We start from the raw sequence: 20,491 nt of genomic DNA on the forward strand, positions 1-20,491 counted from the left end.
TTATTGTGGACGACATAAATGTAGTTGAAGTTTCGACGACGGTGAATAACGAGAGTAAGTTGGGCCGGCATGTCTGGATTCGTGCCGGCAGTCGCCTGCAGAACGTTCAGGTCGCCGATGATTGTTTCATCGGGTTCAAGTGTGATCTGCAATTCGCCTCCCTTGGCGCCTCCAGCATGCTGGCCACGGGCGCAAGCTGCCTGGGAACGGCGCAATCACCGGTACGCATTGCCGAGAACGTCTGGCTGGGCGCCAAGGCCACTGTAGCGGCTGGCGTTTCCATCGGCGCGGGAGCGGTGGTGGCCGCTGGGGCACTGGTGACTTCGGATGTACCCGCCGATGCCATTGTGGTCGGTCGCCCGGCGCGGGTCATTGCCCGGCGCACGGTGGTCGAGGACGGCCTGCCGAGCCCGGCGCCCGTGCTGGCCAAAGTCCGTGACCGTGCTTGCCGGGGCTTGCCGTCGATGCTCGATCGGTCCACGCAATCGGTGCCGCGACTCAAGGCAATGAACCCCGACACCGCGACCTGGGACATCAGCGACGAAACCTTGATTGATGCCGAGTTGAGCGGTGGTGCTTCGGTGGAAATCGCCCGTGACTGCATTCTGATCGGGCGCAGCTCCCGCCAGGGGGGTATGTCGCAACTGGGCGGCATTGCACTGGGGACAGGCGTGCGACTGGCTGCCGGTGTGGTCATCGAAGCCGCGGGCGGTGTGACCATCGGCGCCTTCAGCGAGGTGGCCGAAGGCGTCACGATTGTCGCTTCTACTCATGATCATTCGTTCCGCTCACTGCCTTGGGAGGAGGCACCTGTGCGCATTGGAAGTCGTTGCGTTATTGGCGAGGGCGCCATCTTGGTAGGTCCACTGAATATTGGTGACGGTGCAGTTATAAAACCGTATTCGGTGGTGATAAGGGATGTATTGGAAAACACTGTGGTTCATGGCGTTGTTCAACTAATGGAGATTCAAGAATGATTTTATTTGCCCCTAATCCGACCGGTTCCGGCCATAACATGCGCGTGCTGTCCATCGCTCAGGCGATCAAGAAGCAACGCCCGGATATGCCTCTGACGGTTGCACTGGCTTCTTTGCAGCCGACGTTTACTCCTTTATTCGAAAAGTCTGGAATCGAAGTCGTGGATATCGCCGGACGACTGGTCGACTATTCGAAAAAGAGCAACTTGTCGAAACAGCTTGATTGGGCTACTTACATCGGCAGTTATATTGCGACTACCTTCCTGTCCGGTGAGCGGATCCTGTCTTACCTGGCGTTGATCGCCGAACACAAGCCGAGTGTGCTGGTGTCGGACTACAACATGGCTGCCTGCCTGGCAGCGATCTTCACAGGCACACCGTTGGTGTTCGTGACCGAACGCTATGACTTCACGCTTTGCCAACTGCAGGATCACGACCTGGCTGAAGGCGGCTTCGAGGTGAATGCTCTGGAGATGTCCCGGGCACGGACGGCGCTGCACAGTCAGTTCAGCTGGATGATCAGTCAGGCACAGCTGGTGCTGACCGACAAACCGTTCATTGCCGCTCTTGACCAAGGCACACCGGTCGCCGAAGCGCTGGCCAGTGGCAAGGCACATTTTGTCGGTCCGATGATCCGGGACATCACGGTGCAGAGCGGATTGAACGTGCGTGAGCAACTCAACCTGGGTGACGCGCCATTCATTGTCGCCTCCATCAGCGGCACGACCATGTTTGCGGAGAACAAGGACGCATTGCTTGCCGCGTATCTGGACAGTTTCAAGATCCTGCGCGAACGCAATCCGGATCTGAAAATGGTGCTGCTGGGCCGCAAGGATATCGAGGAGCAGGACGGTGTGGTTTGTGTGCCGTACTACCCGGACTGGATGGGCCTGCTGCGCGAAGCCAGCCTGCTGATTTCGGCGCCGGGCTGGATCACCGTGACCGAAATTGCGGCAATGAATATTCCGACTCTGTTCCTGTTGTCGTCGAAGTCCGAATACCACGAACTGGAAGCTTTGCGACGTCTGGAATTGCTGGGTTTCCCGACGCATATCGGATACGACCGTGACCGAATCGTCGAGCTGATTCAGGGCGAACTGGAGAAAGATACCCGGTCATCCACTTACTACGCACCTCATCAGCAAGTGGCCGCACCGGACGGCGAGGGTGCCGCTCGTGCCGCGACGCGCATCATCGATTTGTGCCACGGCCGTGTTGTATCGCTGACCGAAAGCAAAGCTGCTTAACCTCAAGGAAGAGGGATTCACCATGCCGCTGCATCCGCAGTTTGTATTTGATAAAGGCCTCAAGGACATTGAGTACGGCGGTTTTTTTGCTGTGACCGATACCAGTGGCGAGGTTGCGATTTCCAGTGACAAGCAGTTGCAGGATCAGGTTGCCGCGACGCTCTACCAGGCCGAGCACGGCGACGATGTCGGCCTGCGTTTTGCCCATGACGGGCTGATGCGTTTGCATGATGCGTCGAATGGCGGTTTCCACGAACTGGCCGACCGCTACTGGACGCCACACGGCTCCGGGCGCTGCCGCACGCTGGCGCTGCAACTGGACGCGCTGGCGGCATTGATTGCCTATCAGCGTCGAGTGCCGCAGGACGCGGCGAACAATGCCGCGATCCACGGGCTGCTGGAAAAGGTCGAAGCGCTATACGCCCGTTCCACTGTCGCCGGCCTGTACAGCAGCGACTGGTCGACGCCGCTGGAGCTGGCGACCTCGATCGAGCTCGATATCAGCGCCACGGCGTTGCTGGCACGCATCGGTAACGAGCCGTTGGGTCTGGGGCTGGTCGGGCACTTGCAGATTCACGCAGAAAATCTGATCGGCCGTGTGGCTGGCAGCGACAGCGCATCCTGTGTCGATGTGGCGCTGACCCGTTGCGCCGTGCGCGCTCAGGTCAGCCTGGTGCTGGCGCGTCTGGCCGATGTGCGGGACGACAATGCGCTGTCGAACCTGGCTCGTTCATTCCTGCTGCAAACCCTGGCGCTGTTCCGCGATCCGGCCTATGGCGGGTACTGGGACAGGGTCGGGATCAACGGCAAAGTACGTTGCGACTGGCACACTTCGTACAAGCATCACGAGTCGCCATTCCCGATCAAGACGGCCTACGACGTGGCGTTGCTGTTGCAGGCGATTCAGGCCTTGCCGTCCGGTGCGAGCGACGCTGACCGCGCTTCGGTGACTGCCGCTTTGCTGGAGTTCCATGACGCCCGCAATGGTGGGTTGTTCATGGGCAAGGGCTACTTCTGGTCGACGCCGGATGACCCGACCGTGCCGTTCATTCGACAGTTCTGGGCGCCGCCGCGTCAGCCGGGGATTTTCAGCATCGGCAACCTGACGTACCTGCCGCTGCATCTGAAAAGCCTGAAAACCCAGCTCGCCGCGGCCCACGCCTTGCAGTCCATCGAACCGGCCGCTGCCGTTGCTCATCATGACGACGCGGCGTTGGTCAGCCGTGAGTTGCAAGTGATCGATGGCGGTGGCGACGTCCAGCGCATTCACCCGAATGGCGTGCCGACCATCAATGTCGATCTGCAGCGTTATCTCGCCTGGCTGGCCAAGGCCCGGGCGTCGAATCAGACGCCTTACGGACTGACCGCCGAAACCACGCCGCTGGGCTTCCGTGCCGACAAGACCTGGCAGGTGTTTTCCGGATTGCACGTGATTTCGGACTTGCATGCCCTGGGGTTGCAAATCGAAAACAAGGCCAGCCTGATCGACTGCATCAGGGCTTCGCAAAACACCGACGGTGGATTTGCCGAGCAGCCCGGGCACTTGAGCGATGTGTTCGCCACCTACTGCGCGGTGTTGTCGCTGCGGGTGCTGGGCGCGTTGCCGAACGATATCGGCGCTTGTGTGCGTTACCTGCAAGCGTGCCAGAACCCCGACGGCGGTTTCGGTGATGTGCCGGGTTTCGGCTCGGACATCTGGCACACCAACCTGGCGGTGCTGTCGCTGCATGCCCTTGAAGCCAAGGCGCCGGACGAGCAGGGCGTGATGGCGTTCGCCTTGCGCTGCCGCTCGGCCGACGGTGGTTTCGCCAACAAGCCCGGCTATCCGCCGGATGCCTTCTCGGTGTACCGCGTGGTGTCGACGCTGTTCATTCTCAACCGACGCATCGTCGATGCCGAGCAGACCGTCGCGTGGCTGCAAAAGCTGCAACTGGCCAACGGCTCGTTCCACTACCGGCCGGGCAAAGCGGTCAGCCTGGTGGGCACTTACATGGCCATCGCGGCGATGTATCTGCTCGACGCGCAGCCGACGTATCTGCAGGAGTCGAAAGACTGGATCGCTGCCCATCAGAAGCAGGACGGTGGTTTCGGCCCGCTCAATGCGACCTCGGCGACCACCGACGAAAGCTTCGTCTGCATCCAGACGCTGCTGATTCTCGAACAGGGGCTGTCGCAATACTGGGTCGCGTTGTTGAACTGACCCGCACACAGCATCGAAGGACGTTCAATCATCATTTTGCCAGGGGAGGCGCTGATGAAAATTTTAGTGACAGGGGGCGCGGGCTTCATTGGCTCGGCCGTGGTGCGGTTTCTGATCGAAGAGACCGAATGCGAAGTGATCAACGTCGACAAACTGACCTACGCCGGCAATCTCGAGTCGCTGGCCGAGGTGTCCGACTCGCCGCGTTACCGGTTCTGTCAGGTCGACATCTGCGACAAGCCGGCGCTGGACGAACTGTTCGCACGGCTGCAACCGGATGCGGTGATGCACCTGGCCGCCGAGTCCCACGTGGACCGTTCGATCGATGGCCCGCAAGCCTTCATCGAAACCAACATCGTCGGCACCTACACGATGCTCGAAGCGGCGCGTGGTTACTGGAACCGGCTGGACGCGGCGCGTCAGTCGACGTTCCGTTTCCACCACATTTCCACCGACGAAGTGTACGGCGATCTGGAACCCGAAGATCCGGCGTTCACCGAGCGCACGCCGTATGCGCCAAGTTCGCCGTATTCGGCGACCAAGGCCGGCTCCGATCATCTGGTTCGCGCCTGGCATCGCACCTTCGGCCTGCCGGTGGTGATGAGCAATTGCTCGAACAATTACGGGCCTTATCACTTCCCGGAAAAGCTGATTCCCCACGTCATTCTCAATGCGCTGCAAGGCAAGCCGTTGCCGGTGTACGGCGACGGCGCGCAGATCCGCGACTGGCTGTTCGTCGAGGATCACGCCCGCGCACTGTATGCGGTGGTCACGCGCGGTGAGGTCGGGCAGACCTACAACATCGGCGGCCACAACGAGAAGACCAACCTGGAAGTGGTGCACACCCTGTGCGATCTGCTCGAAGCACGCGGTGCAGAAAAACCGGCAGGTGTCGCGCACTTCCGCGACCTGATCACCTTCGTCAAGGATCGTCCGGGCCACGACAAACGCTACGCCGTCGATGCCGGGAAAATCCACGCGACGCTGGGCTGGACGCCAGAGGAAACCTTCGAAAGCGGCATGAAGAAAACCGTCGACTGGTACCTCGACAACCGCGCCTGGTGGTTGCGGGTGATGTCCGGCGCCTACGCGCTGGAGCGCCTCGGCGAGCAACGCGACGAAGCCCTCGTGGCCTGAACATTCAGTCATTCAAATCTCACTGCTTGAAAGGAAAAAAGCATGGCCAAGTACAAAGGAATTCTGCTGGCAGGCGGCGCCGGTTCGCGTCTGCACCCGATCACCCTGGGCGTCTCGAAACAGTCTCTGCCGGTGTATGACAAACCGATGATCTACTACCCGCTGTCGGTGCTGATGCTGGCGGAAATCCGCGAGATCCTGATCATCTCCACCCCCGAAGATCTGCCGGGTTTCCAGCGCATGCTCGGCGACGGCAGCCAGTTGGGCCTGAGCCTGAGCTACGCGGTGCAGCCAAGCCCGGACGGCCTCGCCCAGGCGTTCATCATCGGTCGCGAATTTGTCGGTGAAGACAATGTGTGTCTGGTGCTCGGCGACAACATTTTCTACGGCGCCGGTTTCGGTGAAACCCTGGTGCAGGCTGCGTCTCGCGACGAGGGGGCCACGGTGTTCGGTTACTACGTGGCCGATCCCGAGCGCTTTGGTGTGGTGGAGTTCGATGCCGCCGGCAAGGCTCTGAGCATCTGTGAAAAACCGAGTGATCCGAAGTCGAACTACGCCGTGACCGGCCTGTATTTCTACGACAACGAAGTGCTGCAGATTGCCGCCGACATCAAGCCGTCGCCGCGCGGCGAGCTGGAGATTACCGACGTCAACAACGTCTACCTGCAACGCGGCAAGTTGAATGTATCGGTGATGGGCCGTGGTATGGCCTGGCTGGACACCGGCACCCACGATGCCTTGATGGAAGCCGGCAACTTCGTGCAAGCCATCGAGAAACGCCAGGGCCTGAAAATCGCCTGCCTCGAAGAGATCGCCTACAACAAGGGCTGGATCGACGATGCGCAGTTGCTGGTGCACGCAGGCAGCATGAGCAAGACCGGTTATGGTCAGTATCTGGCGCGGCTGATCAACGATGATGTGGTGGTTGCGATGGATACGCAGCGCCCGCTGAAGGACGTTGCCTGATCAAGTGTGGGGGCGGGCTTGCTCGCGAAGGGGGCGTCACATTCAACAACATTGTTGACGGAAAGACCGCTTTCGCGAGCAAGCCCGCTCCCACAGGGTCAGTGGCCGGTCACGCTGTCGAGTTGGGCAGCTTTGACCGTGGCGCTCGGTTCGGCCGAGAGGGTTTGCAACCGGGCCAGGCGATTGGCGTGAGTCGGCGCTTCGGCCGCCAGCGGCGAGCGGCGTTTGCGGGTTTCTTCACGCAGCACCGGCAAGACTTCCTTGCCGAACATGTCGAGTTGTTCCAGTACGGTCTTGAGCGGAATACCGCCGTGGTCGAACAGGAACAACTGGCGCTGATAGTCGCCGAAGTGCTCGCGGAAGGTCAGGGTCTTGTCGATGATTTCCTGAGGGCTGCCGACCGCCAGCGGGGTCATCTCCATGAACTCTTCCAGGGACGGGCCGTGGCCATACACCGGGGCGTTATCGAAGTAAGGGCGGAACTCCCGGCGCGCATCCTGGGAGTTGCGGCGCATGAAGATGTGCCCGCCAAGGCCGACGATCGCCTGCTCCGGCGTACCATGGCCGTAATGGGCAAAACGCGTGCGGTAGAACTCCACCAGCGCCATGAAATGCTCCCGTGGCCAGAGGATGTGGCTGGCGAAAAAACCGTCGCCGTAATAGGCAGCCTGCTCGGCGATTTCCGGGGTACGGATCGAGCCGTGCCAGACGAAGGGCGGCAGGTCGTCCAGCGGTCGCGGGATCGAGGTGAAGTGGTTCAGCGGTGTACGAAAGCGTCCGCTCCAGTTGATGTCTTCCTCGCGCCAGAGCCGGTGCAGCAGGCGATAGTTTTCCATCGCCAGCGGCAGGGCGTCGGCGATGCTCTTGCCGAACCAGGGATAGACCGGCGCGGTGTTGCCACGGCCGAGCATCAGGTCCATGCGTCCGCCGCAGAGGTTTTGCAGCAGTGAATATTCTTCGGCCAGCCGCACCGGATCGTTGGTGCTGATCAGGGTGGTGGACGTCGAAAGAATGATGCGTTGAGTCTTCGCTGCGATGTAGGCCAGCAGGGTGGTGGGAGAGGAGGTGATGAACGGGGGATTGTGGTGCTCGCCGGTGGCGAACACGTCCAGTCCGATGTCTTCGGCCTTCTGCGCAATTTGCAGGGTGGCCTGGATGCGCTCGGATTCACTGGGGGTACGGGCGTTGGTAGGGTCTTGCGTGACGTCGCCAACGGTGTAGATCCCGAATTGCATAAAGCCTCCTTGCCTTGGGTAAAGGTGCGTTTGAAACCCTTGCCGTGAAGAATGAATCATCGCGGCACTTGAAATGTACGCCTGTACACGTACAATCGCAATTCTGCATCATTGTCCAAACGGCTTTGAAGACCTCATCGAGAGAGGAACGCGACATGCAACTGGGATTTATCGGTCTGGGCACGATGGGCGCACCGATGGTGCTGAACCTGCTGAAAGCCGGGCATCGGGTCCGTGTGTGGAATCGTTCGACAGCACCGCTGCAAGCACTGGCCAAGGCCGGCGCCGAAGCCGTCGAGACACCGGCGCTGGCGGCGCAGGCCGAGGTGCTGATCTCGATGCTCGGCGATGACACGGCGATCCGTTCGGTGTTCTTCGACGCCAAGGCGCTGGACGGTCTGCAAGCCGGCAGCGTTCACGTCAACATGTCCACGGTGTCCGTGGCGCTGGCCAGGGAACTGGCGGCCGTGCATGAAGCACGCGGCGTCGATTACGTGTCGGCACCGGTGCTGGGGCGGGTCGATGTGGCGGCTGCCGGCAATCTGAACATTCTCGCCTCCGGGCCTGCCGAAGCACTGGCTCGGGTACAACCGCTGTTCGATGTGTTGGGGCGCAAGACCTGGACGCTCGGCGACACGGCTGAAGTGGCCTGCGCCGCCAAGCTGTCGGCCAATCTGATGATCGCCTCGGCGATCGAGTCCATGGCTGAAGCCTCGACCCTGGCCGGCGGTTACGGCGTGAGTCGTGCGTCGTTCATCGACATGATCACTTCGACGCTGTTTCCGGTGCCGGTGTATCAGGGTTACGGCAAGCAGATGGCCGATGACATATTTGAGCCGGCCGGCTTCAAATTGTCGCTGGGTCTCAAGGATGTACGCCTGGCGCTGGAGGCCGGTGAAGCGGCGCAGGTGCCGCTGCCGTTTGCCAGTGTGTTGAAGGACAACCTGCTGGACGGCATGGCTCATGGTCAGGCCGATCAGGACTGGGCGTCACTGTCGAAAGTCAGTGACCGGCGCGCCGGCGTGAAGTAATCAAAAAGATTCAAGTAACGTAACTTGTTCGCAAGTTACGTGGGCCTCTTGCGCCTTGCATTATTGTCGGACAGTGATTGTTCTTTTATTGGGAAATGAAAGAAGTCTGATAATAGTGCTTGTCAAATGTACGACTGTAGCCGTACATTTTTATCGGGGTTTAACAACAACATAACTTTTGTCTGTTTTTTCGTCTGCTGATCGTAAATAAATAATAGCTAGGAGCCGTTATGAAAAATCTAATGCAATGGAACAGCCTTCCCTCCGAATCCAATGAATGGCTCGAGAAGGTGCGTGCACTGAATCCGCTGATTGTTCAGCACCGCGATTACAGCGAGCAGACAAATGCGACTCACAAGGATGTGATGTCCCGATTCTTCAAGGACGGTTTCGGCCGTACGTCGGTGTCCCGAGCGTTCGGCGGCTCCCAGGTCGATATCCAGACCACCTCCGCGCTGGTGCTGGAATTTGCTCGGTACGACGCTTCGCTGTCTTGGCAACTGGCGGTGCAAGTGGCGATGGGGCGTCTGTCGGACTACCTGCCGGAAGCCACTTCCGAAGCGATCTACAACCACTGCGACGGTTTCGTGATCGGCGCCATCCACTCCGGCGGCGAAGCGCTGCCGATGGGCGACGAGTACCTGCTGAGCGGCAAATGGGCGTTCGCCAGCGGCTCGGCCCACGCCGACTGGCTGGTCTGCACCGCCACCGTCAAAGGCACCGAAAACAACACTACACCGGAAGTGCGGATGTTCTTCGTGCCCGCCAGCCAGTGCACCATCCTGCCGACCTGGGACACTCTGGGCATGCGCGGTACCGGCAGCCACCACTTCCAGTGCTCCAACGTCATGGTCCACAAGTCGTATTCGCTGGACGTCGAAACCCTGAAGAAATCCCCCGAAGCACGCAGCTCCCGCGCCTACGCCACCGGTTACTACGAGTTCGGCACCCTGGCTGCGATGTCCACCGTGCTGGGCGTGGCCCGGGCGGCGGTCGATCATTTCCGCAACGATCGCGCCGTGAACACCGATCCGGGTCTGGAAGGGGTGATCTTCGAGAAGACCGGTCGCGCCATCTCCTCGGTGCACACCGCACAACTGCTGCTGGAAGATGCGATTCACCAGGTGATCAGCCGTGGTGAAACCATCGGCGAACCGGTCAGCGCCCGTGTCGGCCTGGCAGCCTCGGTGCTGACCGAGAACTCGGTCAATGCGGTCAACCAGCTCTACTCGATGGCCGGCTCAAAAGCTGTCTACAAGTCGCACTTCCTGGAACGTTGTTTCCGCGATATTCATACCGGTTCCAAGCACTTCACCCTGTCGCCTTTGAACTTGCACGGTATCGGCAAGTACTACCTGGATAAAACCAACGTACTGGCCGCGGCGTAATAGCGGATAAATAAAACGGGCGCGTTATCAGTGAGTGTTCACAGGGATCAATAACGCGCCCGTTTCAAGTTGCACCTTTATTTTCTTAAATCTCAAACTTTTGTGCTCGCAGTAAAGAGTCAAGGGAGTGCCACATGCTTGCTCGAAATATTGTTAAGTCGCTGGTGTTTATTATTCTGGTCGTGGTGTTGTCCGCCGCCCTGGGCTGGCGCTTCTGGTCGCCGCCACCGGCAGCGGCCGAACAACGGATTCCCAGCACCCGGGTCGGTCTGGCCGTGGTCAAGAAACAACCGTACACCTACTACCTCGAAGCCATCGGCAAACTCGAGGCGCAGCGTCAGGTGCTGGTCTCGGCCGAAGTCAGCGGCAAAGTGGTGGACATCGATTTCGAGTCCGGCGATGAAGTGAAGGCGGGGCAGGTGCTGCTCAAGCTCAACGACGCACCCGAGCAAGGTGAACTGGTGCGCCTGAAAGGCGAGTACGAATCGGCCAAGGCGCAGTTTGCCCGGGTTCAGGAACTGGCCAAGACCGGCGCCGAAAGCCGTCGCGCCTTCGACAGTGCCCGCGCTCAATACGACGCCGCCAAAGGCGACATGGAGCGCATGCAGGCGCAGATCGCTCAGCGGCACATTCGCGCGCCGTTCGCCGGCACCCTCGGCATTCGCCAGGCGCACCTTGGCCAATACCTGCAAGCCGGCAGCGCGGTGGCGACCCTGACGGATCCGGGCGTGCTGCGCGTCAACTTCACCCTCGCCGAGCGCGATGGCTCGCAAGTGCAACTGGGCCAGACCGTGCAGGCCAAGGTCGATGCCTGGGGGGATGTGACCTTCGCCGGCAAAATCGTCGCGGTCGATCCGCAGATCAACCAGTCCCACACCATCAATGTGCAAGCGGTCATCACCGACACGCAAAAACGCCTGCGTCCCGGCATGTATGCACGGGTCTCGGTGACCCTGCCGCAGACCGCCGAGCTGCTGATTCCGGAAACCGCGATCACTTACAACGCCTACGGCGAGAGCGTGTTCTCGGTCTACACCGACGAGGCCGGCGTGCAGAAGGTCAAGCGTGAAAGCATCAAGGTCGGCGAGCGCCGCAATGGCTGGGCGGTGGTCGACAAGGGCTTGAGCGAAGGTGTGCAAGTGGTGACGTCCGGCCAGCTCAAACTCCACGACGGCGTGGCGGTGGAAGGCGTGCCGGACACGATTGCTCTTAAACTCAGTGGGCTGGAAAAATGAATTTCACCGACCTCTTTCTTCGCCGCCCGGTGCTGGCCGTGGTGGTCAGCACGCTGATCCTGTTGTTCGGGGTGCGTGCGCTGATGAACTTGCCGATCCGCCAGTACCCGATGCTGGAGACGTCGACCATCACGGTCACGACCCAGTACCCCGGCGCCTCTTCGGAACTGATGCAAGGCTTCGTCACCCAACCGATCAGCCAGGCCGTGGCTTCGGTCGAGGGCATCGACTATCTGTCGTCGGCCTCGACCCAGGGCCGCAGCCAGGTGACGATCCGCATGGCACTCAACAGTGACTCCATCGCGGCGCTGACCGAGGTCATGGCCAAGGTCAACCAGATCAAATACCGCCTGCCGAAGGACGCTTACGACCCGGTGGTGGAGCGCACTTCCGGTGGCTTCACGAGCGTGGCCTACGTTGCGTTCGCCAGCTCCAACCTGACCATTCCGGAGATGTCGGATTACATCTCCCGCGTCGTCGAGCCGATGTTTGCCGGCATTGAAGGCGTGGCCAAGATCAACATCATGGGCGAGCAGAAACTGTCCATGCGCCTGTGGCTCGACCCGCAGCGTCTGGCCGGCTACGGCATGACCGGGCAGGACGTTTCGGCAGCCATCGAGGGCAACAACTTCCAGGCCGCACCTGGGCAGGTCAAGGGCCTGTACGTGGTCAGCAACCTGCGGGTCAACACTGACCTGAACAGCGTCGAAGACTTCCGTGACATGGTGCTGCGCAACGACAACGGCCACATCATCCGTGTGCGTGACGTCGGTACTGTGGAACTGAACGCAGCCTCTACCGACACCAGCGGCGCAATGAGCGACGTACCGGCGCTGTTCCTCGGTCTGGACGCGGCACCGACCGGCAACCCGCTGGTGATCGTGAAGCGCGTGCGCGAATTGCTGCCGCAGATCCAGGAAACCCTGCCACCGGGCGTGACCGTGCAGATCCCGTTCGAAGTGGCGCACTTCATTCAGTCGTCGATCGACGAGGTGAGCTACACCCTGCTCGAAGCGCTGGTGATCGTGGTGCTGGTGATTTACCTGTGCCTGGGCACGTTCCGCACCGTGCTGATTCCGCTGGTGACCATTCCGCTGTCGATGCTCGGCGCGGCGATGCTGATGCAGATGTTCGGCTTCAGCCTCAACCTGCTGACTCTGCTCGCCATGGTGCTCGCCATCGGGCTGGTGGTGGACGACGCCATTGTCGTGGTGGAAAACGTCCACCGCCACATCGAAGAGGGCAAGAGCCCGTTCGACGCGGCGCTGATCGGCGCCCGTGAAGTGGCCGGGCCGGTGGTGGCGATGACCTTCACCCTGGCAGCGGTGTACGCACCGATCGGTCTGATGGGCGGCCTCACCGGCACGCTGTTCAAGGAGTTCGCACTGACCCTGGCCGGTGCCGTGGTGATTTCCGGCATCGTCGCCCTGACCCTGTCGCCGATCATGAGTACTCGTCTGCTGGACGCGAAAACCAGCGAAGGCTTCATGGCGGTCAAGGCCGATCGTTTCTTCCAGTACCTGTCCCGTCGTTATGGCGCATTGCTCGGCGGTTCGCTGGCACGGCGCTGGATCAGCCTGAGCGTGGCGCTGGTGATTTTCTTCAGCCTGCCTTTCCTCTATCGCTCGGCGCAGACCGAACTGGCGCCGCTGGAAGACCAGAACATCCTGCTGACCGCCATCAAGGCGCCGCAGCACGCCAACCTGAATTACCTCGAAGCCTACGCCCACGAACTGTACAAGACCTTCAACGAAATCCCCGAGGGTTACAGCAACTGGGTGGCGAACGGTTCCGACGGTCTGTCCAACAGCGTCGGCGGGATCAACCTGGTGGACTGGGAAAAACGCGGCCGCGACGCCAACACCATCCAGCCTGACTTGCAGGCGCGGGTGAATCAGATCGAAGGCACGAGCATTTTCGTGTTCCAGATGCCGCCCCTGCCGGGCTCCACCGGTGGTCTGCCGGTGCAGATGGTGATCCGCAGCGATCAGGAATACCTGGCGCTGTACAACGTGATGGATCAGCTCAAGCAGGCTGCGCAGGCCAGTGGCCTGTTCGCGGTGGTCGACAGCGATCTGGACTTCAACAACCCGGTAGTGGAAATCCAGGTCGACCGGGCCAAGGCCAACGCCTTGGGCATCCGCATGCAGGACATCGGTGAGACGCTCAACAGCCTGATCGGCGAGAAGTACGTCAACCGGTTCTCGTTCCACGGTCGCTCTTATGACGTGATTCCGCAGTCGGTGTCGGCGGATCGCCTGACCCCGGAAACCCTGAAGCTGTATTACGTGAAGGACCAGAAGGGCAATCCAGTGCCGTTGTCGACGCTGGCCACCCTCAGCGTCAAGGTCGAGCCGAATCGCCTGACCCAGTTCAACCAGCAGAACTCCGCCACGTTCCAGGCCATTCCGGCGCCGGGCGTGACCTTGGGTGATGCGGTGGGCTTCCTGCAGAAGCAATCGGAAAACTTCCCGGCCGGCTTCAGTTTCGACTGGCAGTCCGACGCCCGCCAATACGTGCAGGAAGGCAACAGCCTGGCGTTCACCTTCGGCCTGGCCCTGGTGATCATCTATCTGGTGCTGAGCGTGCAGTACGAGAGCTTCCGCGACCCGTTCATCATTCTGATCAGCGTGCCGCTGTCGATCTGCGGGGCCCTGGTGCCGCTGGCGCTGGGCATGACGTCGATGAACATCTACACCCAGATCGGCCTGATCACGCTGATCGGTCTGATCAGTAAGCACGGGATCCTGATGGTCGCGTTCGCCAACGAGTTGCAACGCCAGCAAGGCATGGACCGCGTGCAAGCGATCCAGCACGCCGCGCAGGTGCGTCTGCGGCCGATCCTGATGACCACCGCTGCCATGGTGGTCGGCCTCGCGCCGCTGTTGTTCGCCAGCGGCGCCGGCGCCAACAGCCGCTTCGGCCTGGGCCTGGTGATTGTGGTGGGCATGCTGATCGGCACCTTGTTCACCCTGTTCATTCTGCCGTCGGTGTACACGCTGCTCAGTTCGATCAAGCAACCGAGCCACGCACCCGAAGCCGAGCCGGCCGGTGTGCCGCAACCCATCCTGTGAGGACGTGACATGTATTCGATTACACGTTTGATGCTGGCGCCGCTGGCGGCGTCCATCCTGTTGGCGGCCGGTTGTGTGAACTACGCCGGGATCGATCATCAGGGCAAATTGCTGGCGGTCGGCGATGCGCCGTCCGACAGCCTGAAAGACAAGTTGCCAGCGGCCCAGTGGCCGCGTGCAGACTGGTGGACGTCATTGGGCGATCCGCGTCTGGGTGCGTTGATCGAAGAGGCGTATGCCAGCAATCCGGACTTGCAGGAAGTCGCTGCCCGGGTCGCAAAGGCCAACGCATTTCTTGATCTGCGCGATGCCGAGCGCTACCCGGAAATGGATGCATCGGCAGGTGTCACCCGTGGCCGACTGTCGCGCTTCGAGGACTATAGCGGCGAGGGCCACAAATACTTCACCGCGCGTAATCTGGCTGTGAATTTCAGCTACAGCTTCGACCTCTGGGGCGGCCAGCGCGCCGCCTGGGAGTCGGCGCTCAACAGCGCACGAGCCGCGGAAGTAGACCTGCAATCGTCGCGGCTGATTCTGGCGGTCAACGTGGCCAAGGCCTACAACCAGCTGGCGTATGCCTGGCAGGTGTCGGAGCTCAATCAGCGCGATCTCGAACGCTTGAGCAAACTGGTGGACCTGACGGACTCACGGTACGGCTCGGGGCTCGACAACCTGTCGCAACTCAAGCAGGTGCAGAGCCTCAAGGCGCGTTCGGAATCGACCCTGATCGGCGCCAACGAAGACATCGAAATCGCCCGGCTGCAATTGTCGGCGCTGATCGGCAAGGGCGTCGATCGTGCACACACGCTCGAGCGGCCATCGAATCTGCAGGCCAGCGTGGTGGCATTGCCGGCGCAGTTGCCGGCCCAGTTGCTCGGCCGTCGTCCGGACATCGTCGCCGCACGTTGGCGCGTGGAGGCCGGGACTAAAAACGTCGAGGCGGTGAAGACCACGTTTTACCCGAACATCAATCTGGTGGCGGCGGCGGGCTCTCATGCACTGACGGGGGATGCGATGTTCGCCGGGGTCAGCAAGTTCTGGAACGTGGCGCCGACGGTGTCGCTGCCGATCTTCGATGCGGGGCGTCTGCGCTCCGATCTGAAGGCCGGCAACGCTGAACTCGACAGTTCGATTGCCCAGTACAACCGGGTGTTGAATTCGGCGCTGCACGAGGTGGCGATTTCGGTGACGCAGTTGCGTTCTTTCGAGCAGCAGATTCTCGTGCAGCGCGATGCCTGTGCGATTGCCCAGTCGTCTTACGATCTGTCGCAGTCGCGCTACAAGGCCGGGGAAGACACGTTCCTCGATGCGCTGAACATCGAGCAACAATTGATTCAGGACGAAATGCGCCTGGCCTTCCTCAACAGCAAGCACATCGACAGCTCGGTTTCGTTGATGGCAGCGCTGGGCGGAGGGTTCCAGGCGCCCTCGCTGGAGACGGCACAGAGCAGTGCTCTGTAGTGTTTTTCGGGACGCCGCCTTCGGGGCGGCTGTCGCGGGGAAAAGGCATCTTGTGTATAGTCTTACTGTTCTCGTATAGACGAATACAAGACGGATTTTTCCCGCCTATATCATCAAGGGTACCTACCTATGAACGTCCCGAATCACCCCAATCAGGATCAGATCCTTCTGGAAAATGTGCTGAACGCATTGGGAAGCCCGCTACGCCTGACCGTGTTGAAAGTGTTGTCCGATGGCCAGGAACATCCATGCGGCCGGATCCTCAAGGGCGCATCGAAGTCGACCATGACTCACCACTGGCGGGTCCTGCGCGACAGCGGTCTGATCTGGCAGCGTCCGTATGGTCGGGAAAACCTGTTGTCCCTGCGTCGCGAAGACATGGACGTGCGTTTCCCTGGCCTGCTCGATTCGCTGCTCTCGGCGGTCAAGACCGATGAACAGACCATCAGTGTGATCAGCAAACACGAAGTCACAGAAGAAAACGCAAGCGAGTGACCGTGGCGAACCGCCTGTGAAAGGTTGGCGCTCCATGGCATTCCATCAATTCACAATCACCAGGAAGGTGTGGGCGGTATGGATACAAGTCATTACTGGTCGTCGCGACCCCTGTCGGAACTGACCGGCTCCGAGCATCACTGGCTGTTTTTGCCCGGGGCACTGACCCCGCGTCTGAAAGCCATGGGCGACTATTCAATCGAAGTGGTCGAGCAGTCCCATGGCCCGCTCAATCCGGAAGAAGCGCAAGCGCTGAACGTGCCGCCGATGACCATTGGCTGGGTGCGCGAGGTGGTGATGAAACTGGATGGCGAGGCCTGCGTCACTGCGCGCAGCCTGACCAGCGTGCCGGCGCTGAGCGGCGACTGGGCGGATCTGAACGGCTACGGTCGTCGACCGCTGGCCGAGATTCTCTACACGTCGGAGAAGACCCTGCGCGAACCCTTCCAGTGCGCCTTGCTGCCCCCCGGCGCACCATTGGCGGCGCTGTCCCATCGCTACGCGCCGCAGGCCAAACGTCTGCTGGCACGGCGTTCGCGCTTCACCCGCAATGGCTCGGCGCTGCTGGTCAGTGAGTGCTTCCTGCCGGCGTTCTGGGCCCGGGTCGAGTACGCTCAGGCGCTCAAATCGGCCTGATGCAATGAAACCTGCTGGAGCAATCTCCCGCAGGTTTTTTTCGCCGTTTGTTCAGAGCCGGATCACCGCTTCGATCTGCCTGATCGCCGGTGTCAGGGCCTGCGCCAGTTCCTCGGCTTTCGAGGTCGGGCGCATGGTTCTGGATGAGCGCAGAAACAGAGGATCATCGAACCGCTTGCGCAGCCGTGCCAGCGATCCGCTGATGGCGGGTTGTTTGACGTGCAGGCGCTCGGCCGTGCGTGACACGCTGCGTTCGCGAAACAGCACCAGGAAAATGATGATCAGGTTCAGGTCGATATCCGCGAAGTTGTCTTCATTGAATAGCATGGTTACATCCCTGTCATGACCCGCCGGCCGGCTTCAGCCGAGGCCGGCGGGTGTCTGGATCACTGCTCGGGTGCCAGGCGCAGTTCGTCGTTCAGACGGTAGTAACTGCGGTTGAAATAGACCAGGCCTTCCGTGGCCTCGCTGTGCTGCTGCAGTTCGAGAATTTCACAGTAGAAGATGCTGTGGGTGCCGACCTCGTCGACCTTGCTGACCCGGCAATCGAGGCTGACCAGCGCCTCTTCGATCACCGGCGAACCGGTCTTGAGCGTCTGGCAATTCACGCTGGAAAAACGCTCCTGCATGCTCAACTGCCGATTGGCGAACGCCCCTGATGTCGACTGGTGATCGCCGGTCAGGACGTTCACGCACAGCACGCCATTGGTCTTGAAATGCTCGTGATTGGACGACGAGCGATTGACGCACACCAGCAGCGTGGGCGGTGAATCCGTCACGCTGCACACCGCCGACGCGGTAAAGCCGAAACGCCCCGCAGGGCCATCGGTCGTGACGATGGTGACAGCACTCCCCAGCATCGCCATTGCATTACGAAACTCCGTTGAATCAACCATCGCGTCACCTCATTCCATGTAGGTTTAATGGAGCCGATCCGTTCTTCCTTGTCCGTTGTCGTTGGGCGAAAACGGGTATCGGGCAACACGTTCGCTCTGGCGATATAGTACGTATGTATACGTACCTTGCAAGCTATTCCTTGAGCTTATTTTGCGGATGAAAAGATCAATCCCCGGGGAGGGCCAAGGCTTGCAACAAGGCTGTGGCGTAGCTTGGCAACGTGGTGAAATCCCGGGCACACAGCAACAGTTTGCGAACGGCCCAGCCTTCATTCATCGGCAGGGTCTTGAAGCCCCGCGATGCGGACCGCTGAACTGCCGCCAGCGGAACGATGCCAATGCCGGCACCCCGAGCGACCATGCGCATCACGCCATCGAAACCATCGGCGCGGATGCGGATCTGCATTCGCGAGCCGCTGTGCAGTGCCTGTTCCTCCAGATACACCGCCAGCGCGCTGTCGGCGTCGAGGCCGACGAAGTCGTGACGCAAGGCGTCGCTGAAACTGACTTCGGTCGCGTCAGACAGCGGATGGTCCAGAGGCAGAATCAGCACCAGTGGGTCGTCGCGAAAGGCTCGGGTCTGCAAGTCGGTGGTGTCGATCGCGTCGGACACAATGCCCAGATCCGCCGCCCCTTGGCGTAATGCATGCGTGATGCGGGCGCTGGGCAACTCCTGCAGATCGATGTCGAGGTTGGGATGCTCACGCAGGAAATCCGCCAGCACCTCCGGCAGGTATTCGCTGAGTGCCGTGGTGTTGCACAGCAAGCGCACCTGGCCTTTGACGCCGCGCGCGTACTCGGCCAGATCCTGTTGCAGACGTTCGGCCTGTTGCAGCAACACTCGTGCGTGTTGCGCCAGGGCTTTGCCGGCCGGCGTCGGCGTGACACCACGACGTCCACGCTCAAGAAACTCGGTGCCCAGCGACGCTTCCATCGCCCGGATCCGCGCACTGGCCGCCGCCAGTGAAAGATGACTGCGTGCGGCGCCGGCGGTGATGTTGCCGCTGTCGAGGATGTGCAGGTACAGGCGCAGGTCGGTGAGGTCAAAGTGCATGGGGCAGCCTCAATATCAGTGGTGTCAGCCCCGACGCCTTCGCAGGCAAACCCGCTCCCACAGGTCCGATGTCGAGTACAAGTTCTGCGTACAACACAGACACTGTGGGAGCGGGCTTGCCCGCGAAGAGGCCGGCGGCCGCGAAGAAACAGCAAGCCTCTTGTATAGATAGAGGCAGCCTCAGTGTATGACAGATTTTCAGTTGATCTGCGCAGGCGCACAGTATCGCCATGAACGCACTCGCAGATTTCTATCAAAACCTCGGTCTGGCTCTGTCATTGCTGGTGATTGCGACCTTTGTCGTCGCCGGCATGATCAAGGGCGTGATCGGTCTGGGCCTGCCCACTGTCGCCATGGGGTTGCTCGGTCTGGCTATGGCGCCGTCGCAGGCTGCCGCGTTGTTGATCATTCCGGCGACGCTCACCAACGTCTGGCAACTGGCGTTCGGCGGGCATTTGCAGGGGCTGGTCAAACGCTTGTGGCCGATGTTGCTGGCGATCTTCCTCGGCACGGCCATCGGCACCTTGTGGATCGGCCTGGCAGGCGGGCAATGGGTGGTGCGCGGGCTCGGCGCGGCGCTGTTGCTCTATGCGCTGAGCGGATTGTTCCTGCCGACGCTGAGTGTCAGTCGCCGCCATGAACCATGGCTGGGGCCGCTCTGTGGTGTGATCACCGGCGTCATCACGTCGGCCACCGGAGTGTTCGTGATTCCCGCCGTCCCGTACATGCAGGCACTGGGTTTGCGCCGCGATGAACTGGTGCAGGTGCTGGGCCTGTCCTTCACCGTGTCGACCCTGGCGCTGGCCGGTGAATTGCTCTGGCGCGGCTCGCTGGGCGGCCCGGAGTTGAGCGCTTCGTTGCTGGCGTTGATCCCGGCGTTGCTCGGCATGCTGCTCGGCCAGTGGCTGCGTCAGCGTATCAGCGCCGTGCTGTTCAGGCGGGTGTTCTTCATCGGTCTGGGCGCGCTCGGCGCCCATCTGCTGATCAGCGGCTAGCGGACGACGCGCTGAGCATTTCAATCGGACGGATGTCGAAATCCCGTTCCAGATACTCCATGCGCTGAGCGAGAAACTGCTGCATGTGCGGCAGGTTCGAGTGCACGTCCAGATGCGCCTGGGTTTCCCAGATCTCGTAGAAGATAAACAGCGTCGGGTCTTCCTTGTCGCGCAGCATGTGGTACTCGATGCAGCCGGGTTCGGCGCGGCTCGGTTCGACGTAGGCGCGGAAAAACGCTTCGAAAGCCTCGGCTTTTTCCGGGCGGGTCTTGGCGTGCAGGATGAAACCCTGGCGTTCGCTCATCGCAAAAAACTCCATTCAAATTCAGATGGCGGCCAATCCTACGGCAAGAATCGGCATTCGATTCGTGCGTTTTACTCAAATGAATTTTGCGCAACCGGTGCTTATTCCGCGCGAGGCGGATCGCTAATCTGCCGCCATTCAATTTTTCCCCTTCTCCATC

At 60.9% G+C, this 20,491-nt stretch carries 18 protein-coding genes; 13 read left to right on the forward strand and 5 right to left on the reverse strand.

Annotated features, from left to right (window positions below):
• Window positions 1–59: 59 nt before the first annotated feature.
• The 5 genes from ACSPX5_RS27380 to rfbA are packed head-to-tail and all read left to right on the forward strand — an operon-like array spanning window position 60 to window position 6,527.
• Window positions 60–977 carry an acyltransferase gene (locus ACSPX5_RS27380; RefSeq protein WP_439820620.1) on the forward strand — a complete coding sequence of 306 codons (918 nt, stop codon included), beginning with the start codon at window positions 60–62 and terminating at the stop codon, window positions 975–977.
• On the forward strand, window positions 974–2,224 hold the full coding sequence (locus tag ACSPX5_RS27385) for a hypothetical protein (RefSeq protein WP_439820621.1): 1,251 nt from the start codon (window positions 974–976) through the stop codon (window positions 2,222–2,224). Before ACSPX5_RS27380 ends, ACSPX5_RS27385 begins: the two co-directional genes overlap by 4 nt.
• Before the next feature lie 22 nt (window positions 2,225–2,246).
• A complete protein-coding gene (locus ACSPX5_RS27390) occupies window positions 2,247–4,424 on the forward strand; it encodes a prenyltransferase/squalene oxidase repeat-containing protein (RefSeq protein WP_439820622.1) in 2,178 nt (725 codons plus the stop codon).
• Between the two features lie 54 nt (window positions 4,425–4,478).
• On the forward strand, window positions 4,479–5,561 hold the full coding sequence (rfbB, locus tag ACSPX5_RS27395) for a dTDP-glucose 4,6-dehydratase (protein WP_439820623.1): 1,083 nt from the start codon (window positions 4,479–4,481) through the stop codon (window positions 5,559–5,561).
• Window positions 5,562–5,603: 42 nt separating this feature from the next.
• A complete protein-coding gene (gene rfbA, locus ACSPX5_RS27400) occupies window positions 5,604–6,527 on the forward strand; it encodes a glucose-1-phosphate thymidylyltransferase RfbA (RefSeq protein ID WP_169428749.1) in 924 nt (307 codons plus the stop codon).
• A gap of 98 nt (window positions 6,528–6,625) precedes the next feature.
• On the opposite strand, the gene ACSPX5_RS27405 is transcribed toward rfbA, so the two are convergent.
• Window positions 6,626–7,762: an LLM class flavin-dependent oxidoreductase gene (locus ACSPX5_RS27405; protein WP_169428750.1), complete on the reverse strand. Its 1,137-nt coding sequence runs from the start codon at window positions 7,760–7,762 to the stop codon at window positions 6,626–6,628.
• 125 nt (window positions 7,763–7,887) lie between these two features.
• Between ACSPX5_RS27405 and ACSPX5_RS27410 the strand changes: the two genes are divergently transcribed.
• From ACSPX5_RS27410 to ACSPX5_RS27440, 7 genes are all read left to right on the forward strand, one after another.
• A complete protein-coding gene (locus tag ACSPX5_RS27410; RefSeq protein WP_279382186.1) occupies window positions 7,888–8,793 on the forward strand; it encodes an NAD(P)-dependent oxidoreductase in 906 nt (301 codons plus the stop codon).
• Between the two features lie 230 nt (window positions 8,794–9,023).
• Window positions 9,024–10,181 carry an oxidoreductase gene (locus ACSPX5_RS27415; protein ID WP_439820624.1) on the forward strand — a complete coding sequence of 386 codons (1,158 nt, stop codon included), beginning with the start codon at window positions 9,024–9,026 and terminating at the stop codon, window positions 10,179–10,181.
• 134 nt (window positions 10,182–10,315) lie between these two features.
• Window positions 10,316–11,416 (forward strand): efflux RND transporter periplasmic adaptor subunit, encoded by a 1,101-nt coding sequence (locus ACSPX5_RS27420; protein WP_169428753.1) that lies wholly within the window; start codon window positions 10,316–10,318, stop codon window positions 11,414–11,416.
• Window positions 11,413–14,490 carry a MexW/MexI family multidrug efflux RND transporter permease subunit gene (locus ACSPX5_RS27425; RefSeq protein ID WP_439820625.1) on the forward strand — a complete coding sequence of 1,026 codons (3,078 nt, stop codon included), beginning with the start codon at window positions 11,413–11,415 and terminating at the stop codon, window positions 14,488–14,490. The genes ACSPX5_RS27420 and ACSPX5_RS27425 overlap by 4 nt, the downstream gene beginning before the upstream one ends.
• Window positions 14,491–14,499: 9 nt before the next feature.
• The gene (locus ACSPX5_RS27430; protein ID WP_439820626.1) at window positions 14,500–15,951 is read left to right on the forward strand and encodes an efflux transporter outer membrane subunit; all 1,452 of its coding nucleotides are present in this window, start codon (window positions 14,500–14,502) and stop codon (window positions 15,949–15,951) included.
• A 129-nt stretch (window positions 15,952–16,080) separates the two neighbouring features.
• Window positions 16,081–16,446 carry an ArsR/SmtB family transcription factor gene (locus tag ACSPX5_RS27435; RefSeq protein WP_169428756.1) on the forward strand — a complete coding sequence of 122 codons (366 nt, stop codon included), beginning with the start codon at window positions 16,081–16,083 and terminating at the stop codon, window positions 16,444–16,446.
• A gap of 78 nt (window positions 16,447–16,524) precedes the next feature.
• Complete coding sequence (locus ACSPX5_RS27440) at window positions 16,525–17,082, forward strand: chorismate--pyruvate lyase family protein (protein WP_439820627.1); 558 nt, start codon at window positions 16,525–16,527, stop codon at window positions 17,080–17,082.
• Between the two features lie 51 nt (window positions 17,083–17,133).
• Here the strand turns inward: ACSPX5_RS27440 and ACSPX5_RS27445 are convergent, their stop codons facing one another.
• From ACSPX5_RS27445 to ACSPX5_RS27455, 3 genes are all read right to left on the reverse strand, one after another.
• Window positions 17,134–17,409 carry a helix-turn-helix domain-containing protein gene (locus ACSPX5_RS27445; RefSeq protein ID WP_169428758.1) on the reverse strand — a complete coding sequence of 92 codons (276 nt, stop codon included), beginning with the start codon at window positions 17,407–17,409 and terminating at the stop codon, window positions 17,134–17,136.
• 59 nt (window positions 17,410–17,468) lie between these two features.
• Complete coding sequence (locus tag ACSPX5_RS27450) at window positions 17,469–17,978, reverse strand: flavin reductase (RefSeq protein ID WP_007953834.1); 510 nt, start codon at window positions 17,976–17,978, stop codon at window positions 17,469–17,471.
• 166 nt (window positions 17,979–18,144) lie between these two features.
• Window positions 18,145–19,032 (reverse strand): LysR family transcriptional regulator, encoded by an 888-nt coding sequence (locus ACSPX5_RS27455; protein ID WP_207867871.1) that lies wholly within the window; start codon window positions 19,030–19,032, stop codon window positions 18,145–18,147.
• A 230-nt stretch (window positions 19,033–19,262) separates the two neighbouring features.
• Between ACSPX5_RS27455 and ACSPX5_RS27460 the strand changes: the two genes are divergently transcribed.
• Complete coding sequence (locus ACSPX5_RS27460; protein WP_439820628.1) at window positions 19,263–20,027, forward strand: sulfite exporter TauE/SafE family protein; 765 nt, start codon at window positions 19,263–19,265, stop codon at window positions 20,025–20,027.
• Here ACSPX5_RS27460 and ACSPX5_RS27465 read toward each other — a convergent pair.
• The gene (locus ACSPX5_RS27465; protein WP_169428761.1) at window positions 20,017–20,331 is read right to left on the reverse strand and encodes a putative quinol monooxygenase; all 315 of its coding nucleotides are present in this window, start codon (window positions 20,329–20,331) and stop codon (window positions 20,017–20,019) included. The genes ACSPX5_RS27460 and ACSPX5_RS27465 overlap by 11 nt on opposite strands.
• Window positions 20,332–20,491 lie beyond the last annotated feature (160 nt).

Source organism: Pseudomonas sp. HLG18, assembly GCF_051903985.1.
Classification (GTDB): domain Bacteria; phylum Pseudomonadota; class Gammaproteobacteria; order Pseudomonadales; family Pseudomonadaceae; genus Aquipseudomonas; species Aquipseudomonas fluorescens_BT.

What these genes read in the sequence shown, in the direction of transcription:
- ACSPX5_RS27385 (WP_439820621.1), top strand. Translation starts at nt 974, where the DNA reads ATGATTTTATTTGCCCCTAATCCGACCGGTTCCGGCCATAACATGCGC.
- ACSPX5_RS27390 (WP_439820622.1), top strand. Translation starts at nt 2,247, where the DNA reads ATGCCGCTGCATCCGCAGTTTGTATTTGATAAAGGCCTCAAGGACATT.
- rfbB (WP_439820623.1), top strand. Translation starts at nt 4,479, where the DNA reads ATGAAAATTTTAGTGACAGGGGGCGCGGGCTTCATTGGCTCGGCCGTG.
- rfbA (WP_169428749.1), top strand. Translation starts at nt 5,604, where the DNA reads ATGGCCAAGTACAAAGGAATTCTGCTGGCAGGCGGCGCCGGTTCGCGT.
- ACSPX5_RS27405 (WP_169428750.1), bottom strand. Translation starts at nt 7,762, where the DNA reads ATGCAATTCGGGATCTACACCGTTGGCGACGTCACGCAAGACCCTACC.
- ACSPX5_RS27415 (WP_439820624.1), top strand. Translation starts at nt 9,024, where the DNA reads ATGAAAAATCTAATGCAATGGAACAGCCTTCCCTCCGAATCCAATGAA.
- ACSPX5_RS27420 (WP_169428753.1), top strand. Translation starts at nt 10,316, where the DNA reads ATGCTTGCTCGAAATATTGTTAAGTCGCTGGTGTTTATTATTCTGGTC.
- ACSPX5_RS27425 (WP_439820625.1), top strand. Translation starts at nt 11,413, where the DNA reads ATGAATTTCACCGACCTCTTTCTTCGCCGCCCGGTGCTGGCCGTGGTG.
- ACSPX5_RS27430 (WP_439820626.1), top strand. Translation starts at nt 14,500, where the DNA reads ATGTATTCGATTACACGTTTGATGCTGGCGCCGCTGGCGGCGTCCATC.
- ACSPX5_RS27435 (WP_169428756.1), top strand. Translation starts at nt 16,081, where the DNA reads ATGAACGTCCCGAATCACCCCAATCAGGATCAGATCCTTCTGGAAAAT.
- ACSPX5_RS27440 (WP_439820627.1), top strand. Translation starts at nt 16,525, where the DNA reads ATGGATACAAGTCATTACTGGTCGTCGCGACCCCTGTCGGAACTGACC.
- ACSPX5_RS27445 (WP_169428758.1), bottom strand. Translation starts at nt 17,409, where the DNA reads ATGCTATTCAATGAAGACAACTTCGCGGATATCGACCTGAACCTGATC.
- ACSPX5_RS27450 (WP_007953834.1), bottom strand. Translation starts at nt 17,978, where the DNA reads ATGGTTGATTCAACGGAGTTTCGTAATGCAATGGCGATGCTGGGGAGT.
- ACSPX5_RS27455 (WP_207867871.1), bottom strand. Translation starts at nt 19,032, where the DNA reads ATGCACTTTGACCTCACCGACCTGCGCCTGTACCTGCACATCCTCGAC.
- ACSPX5_RS27460 (WP_439820628.1), top strand. Translation starts at nt 19,263, where the DNA reads ATGAACGCACTCGCAGATTTCTATCAAAACCTCGGTCTGGCTCTGTCA.
- ACSPX5_RS27465 (WP_169428761.1), bottom strand. Translation starts at nt 20,331, where the DNA reads ATGAGCGAACGCCAGGGTTTCATCCTGCACGCCAAGACCCGCCCGGAA.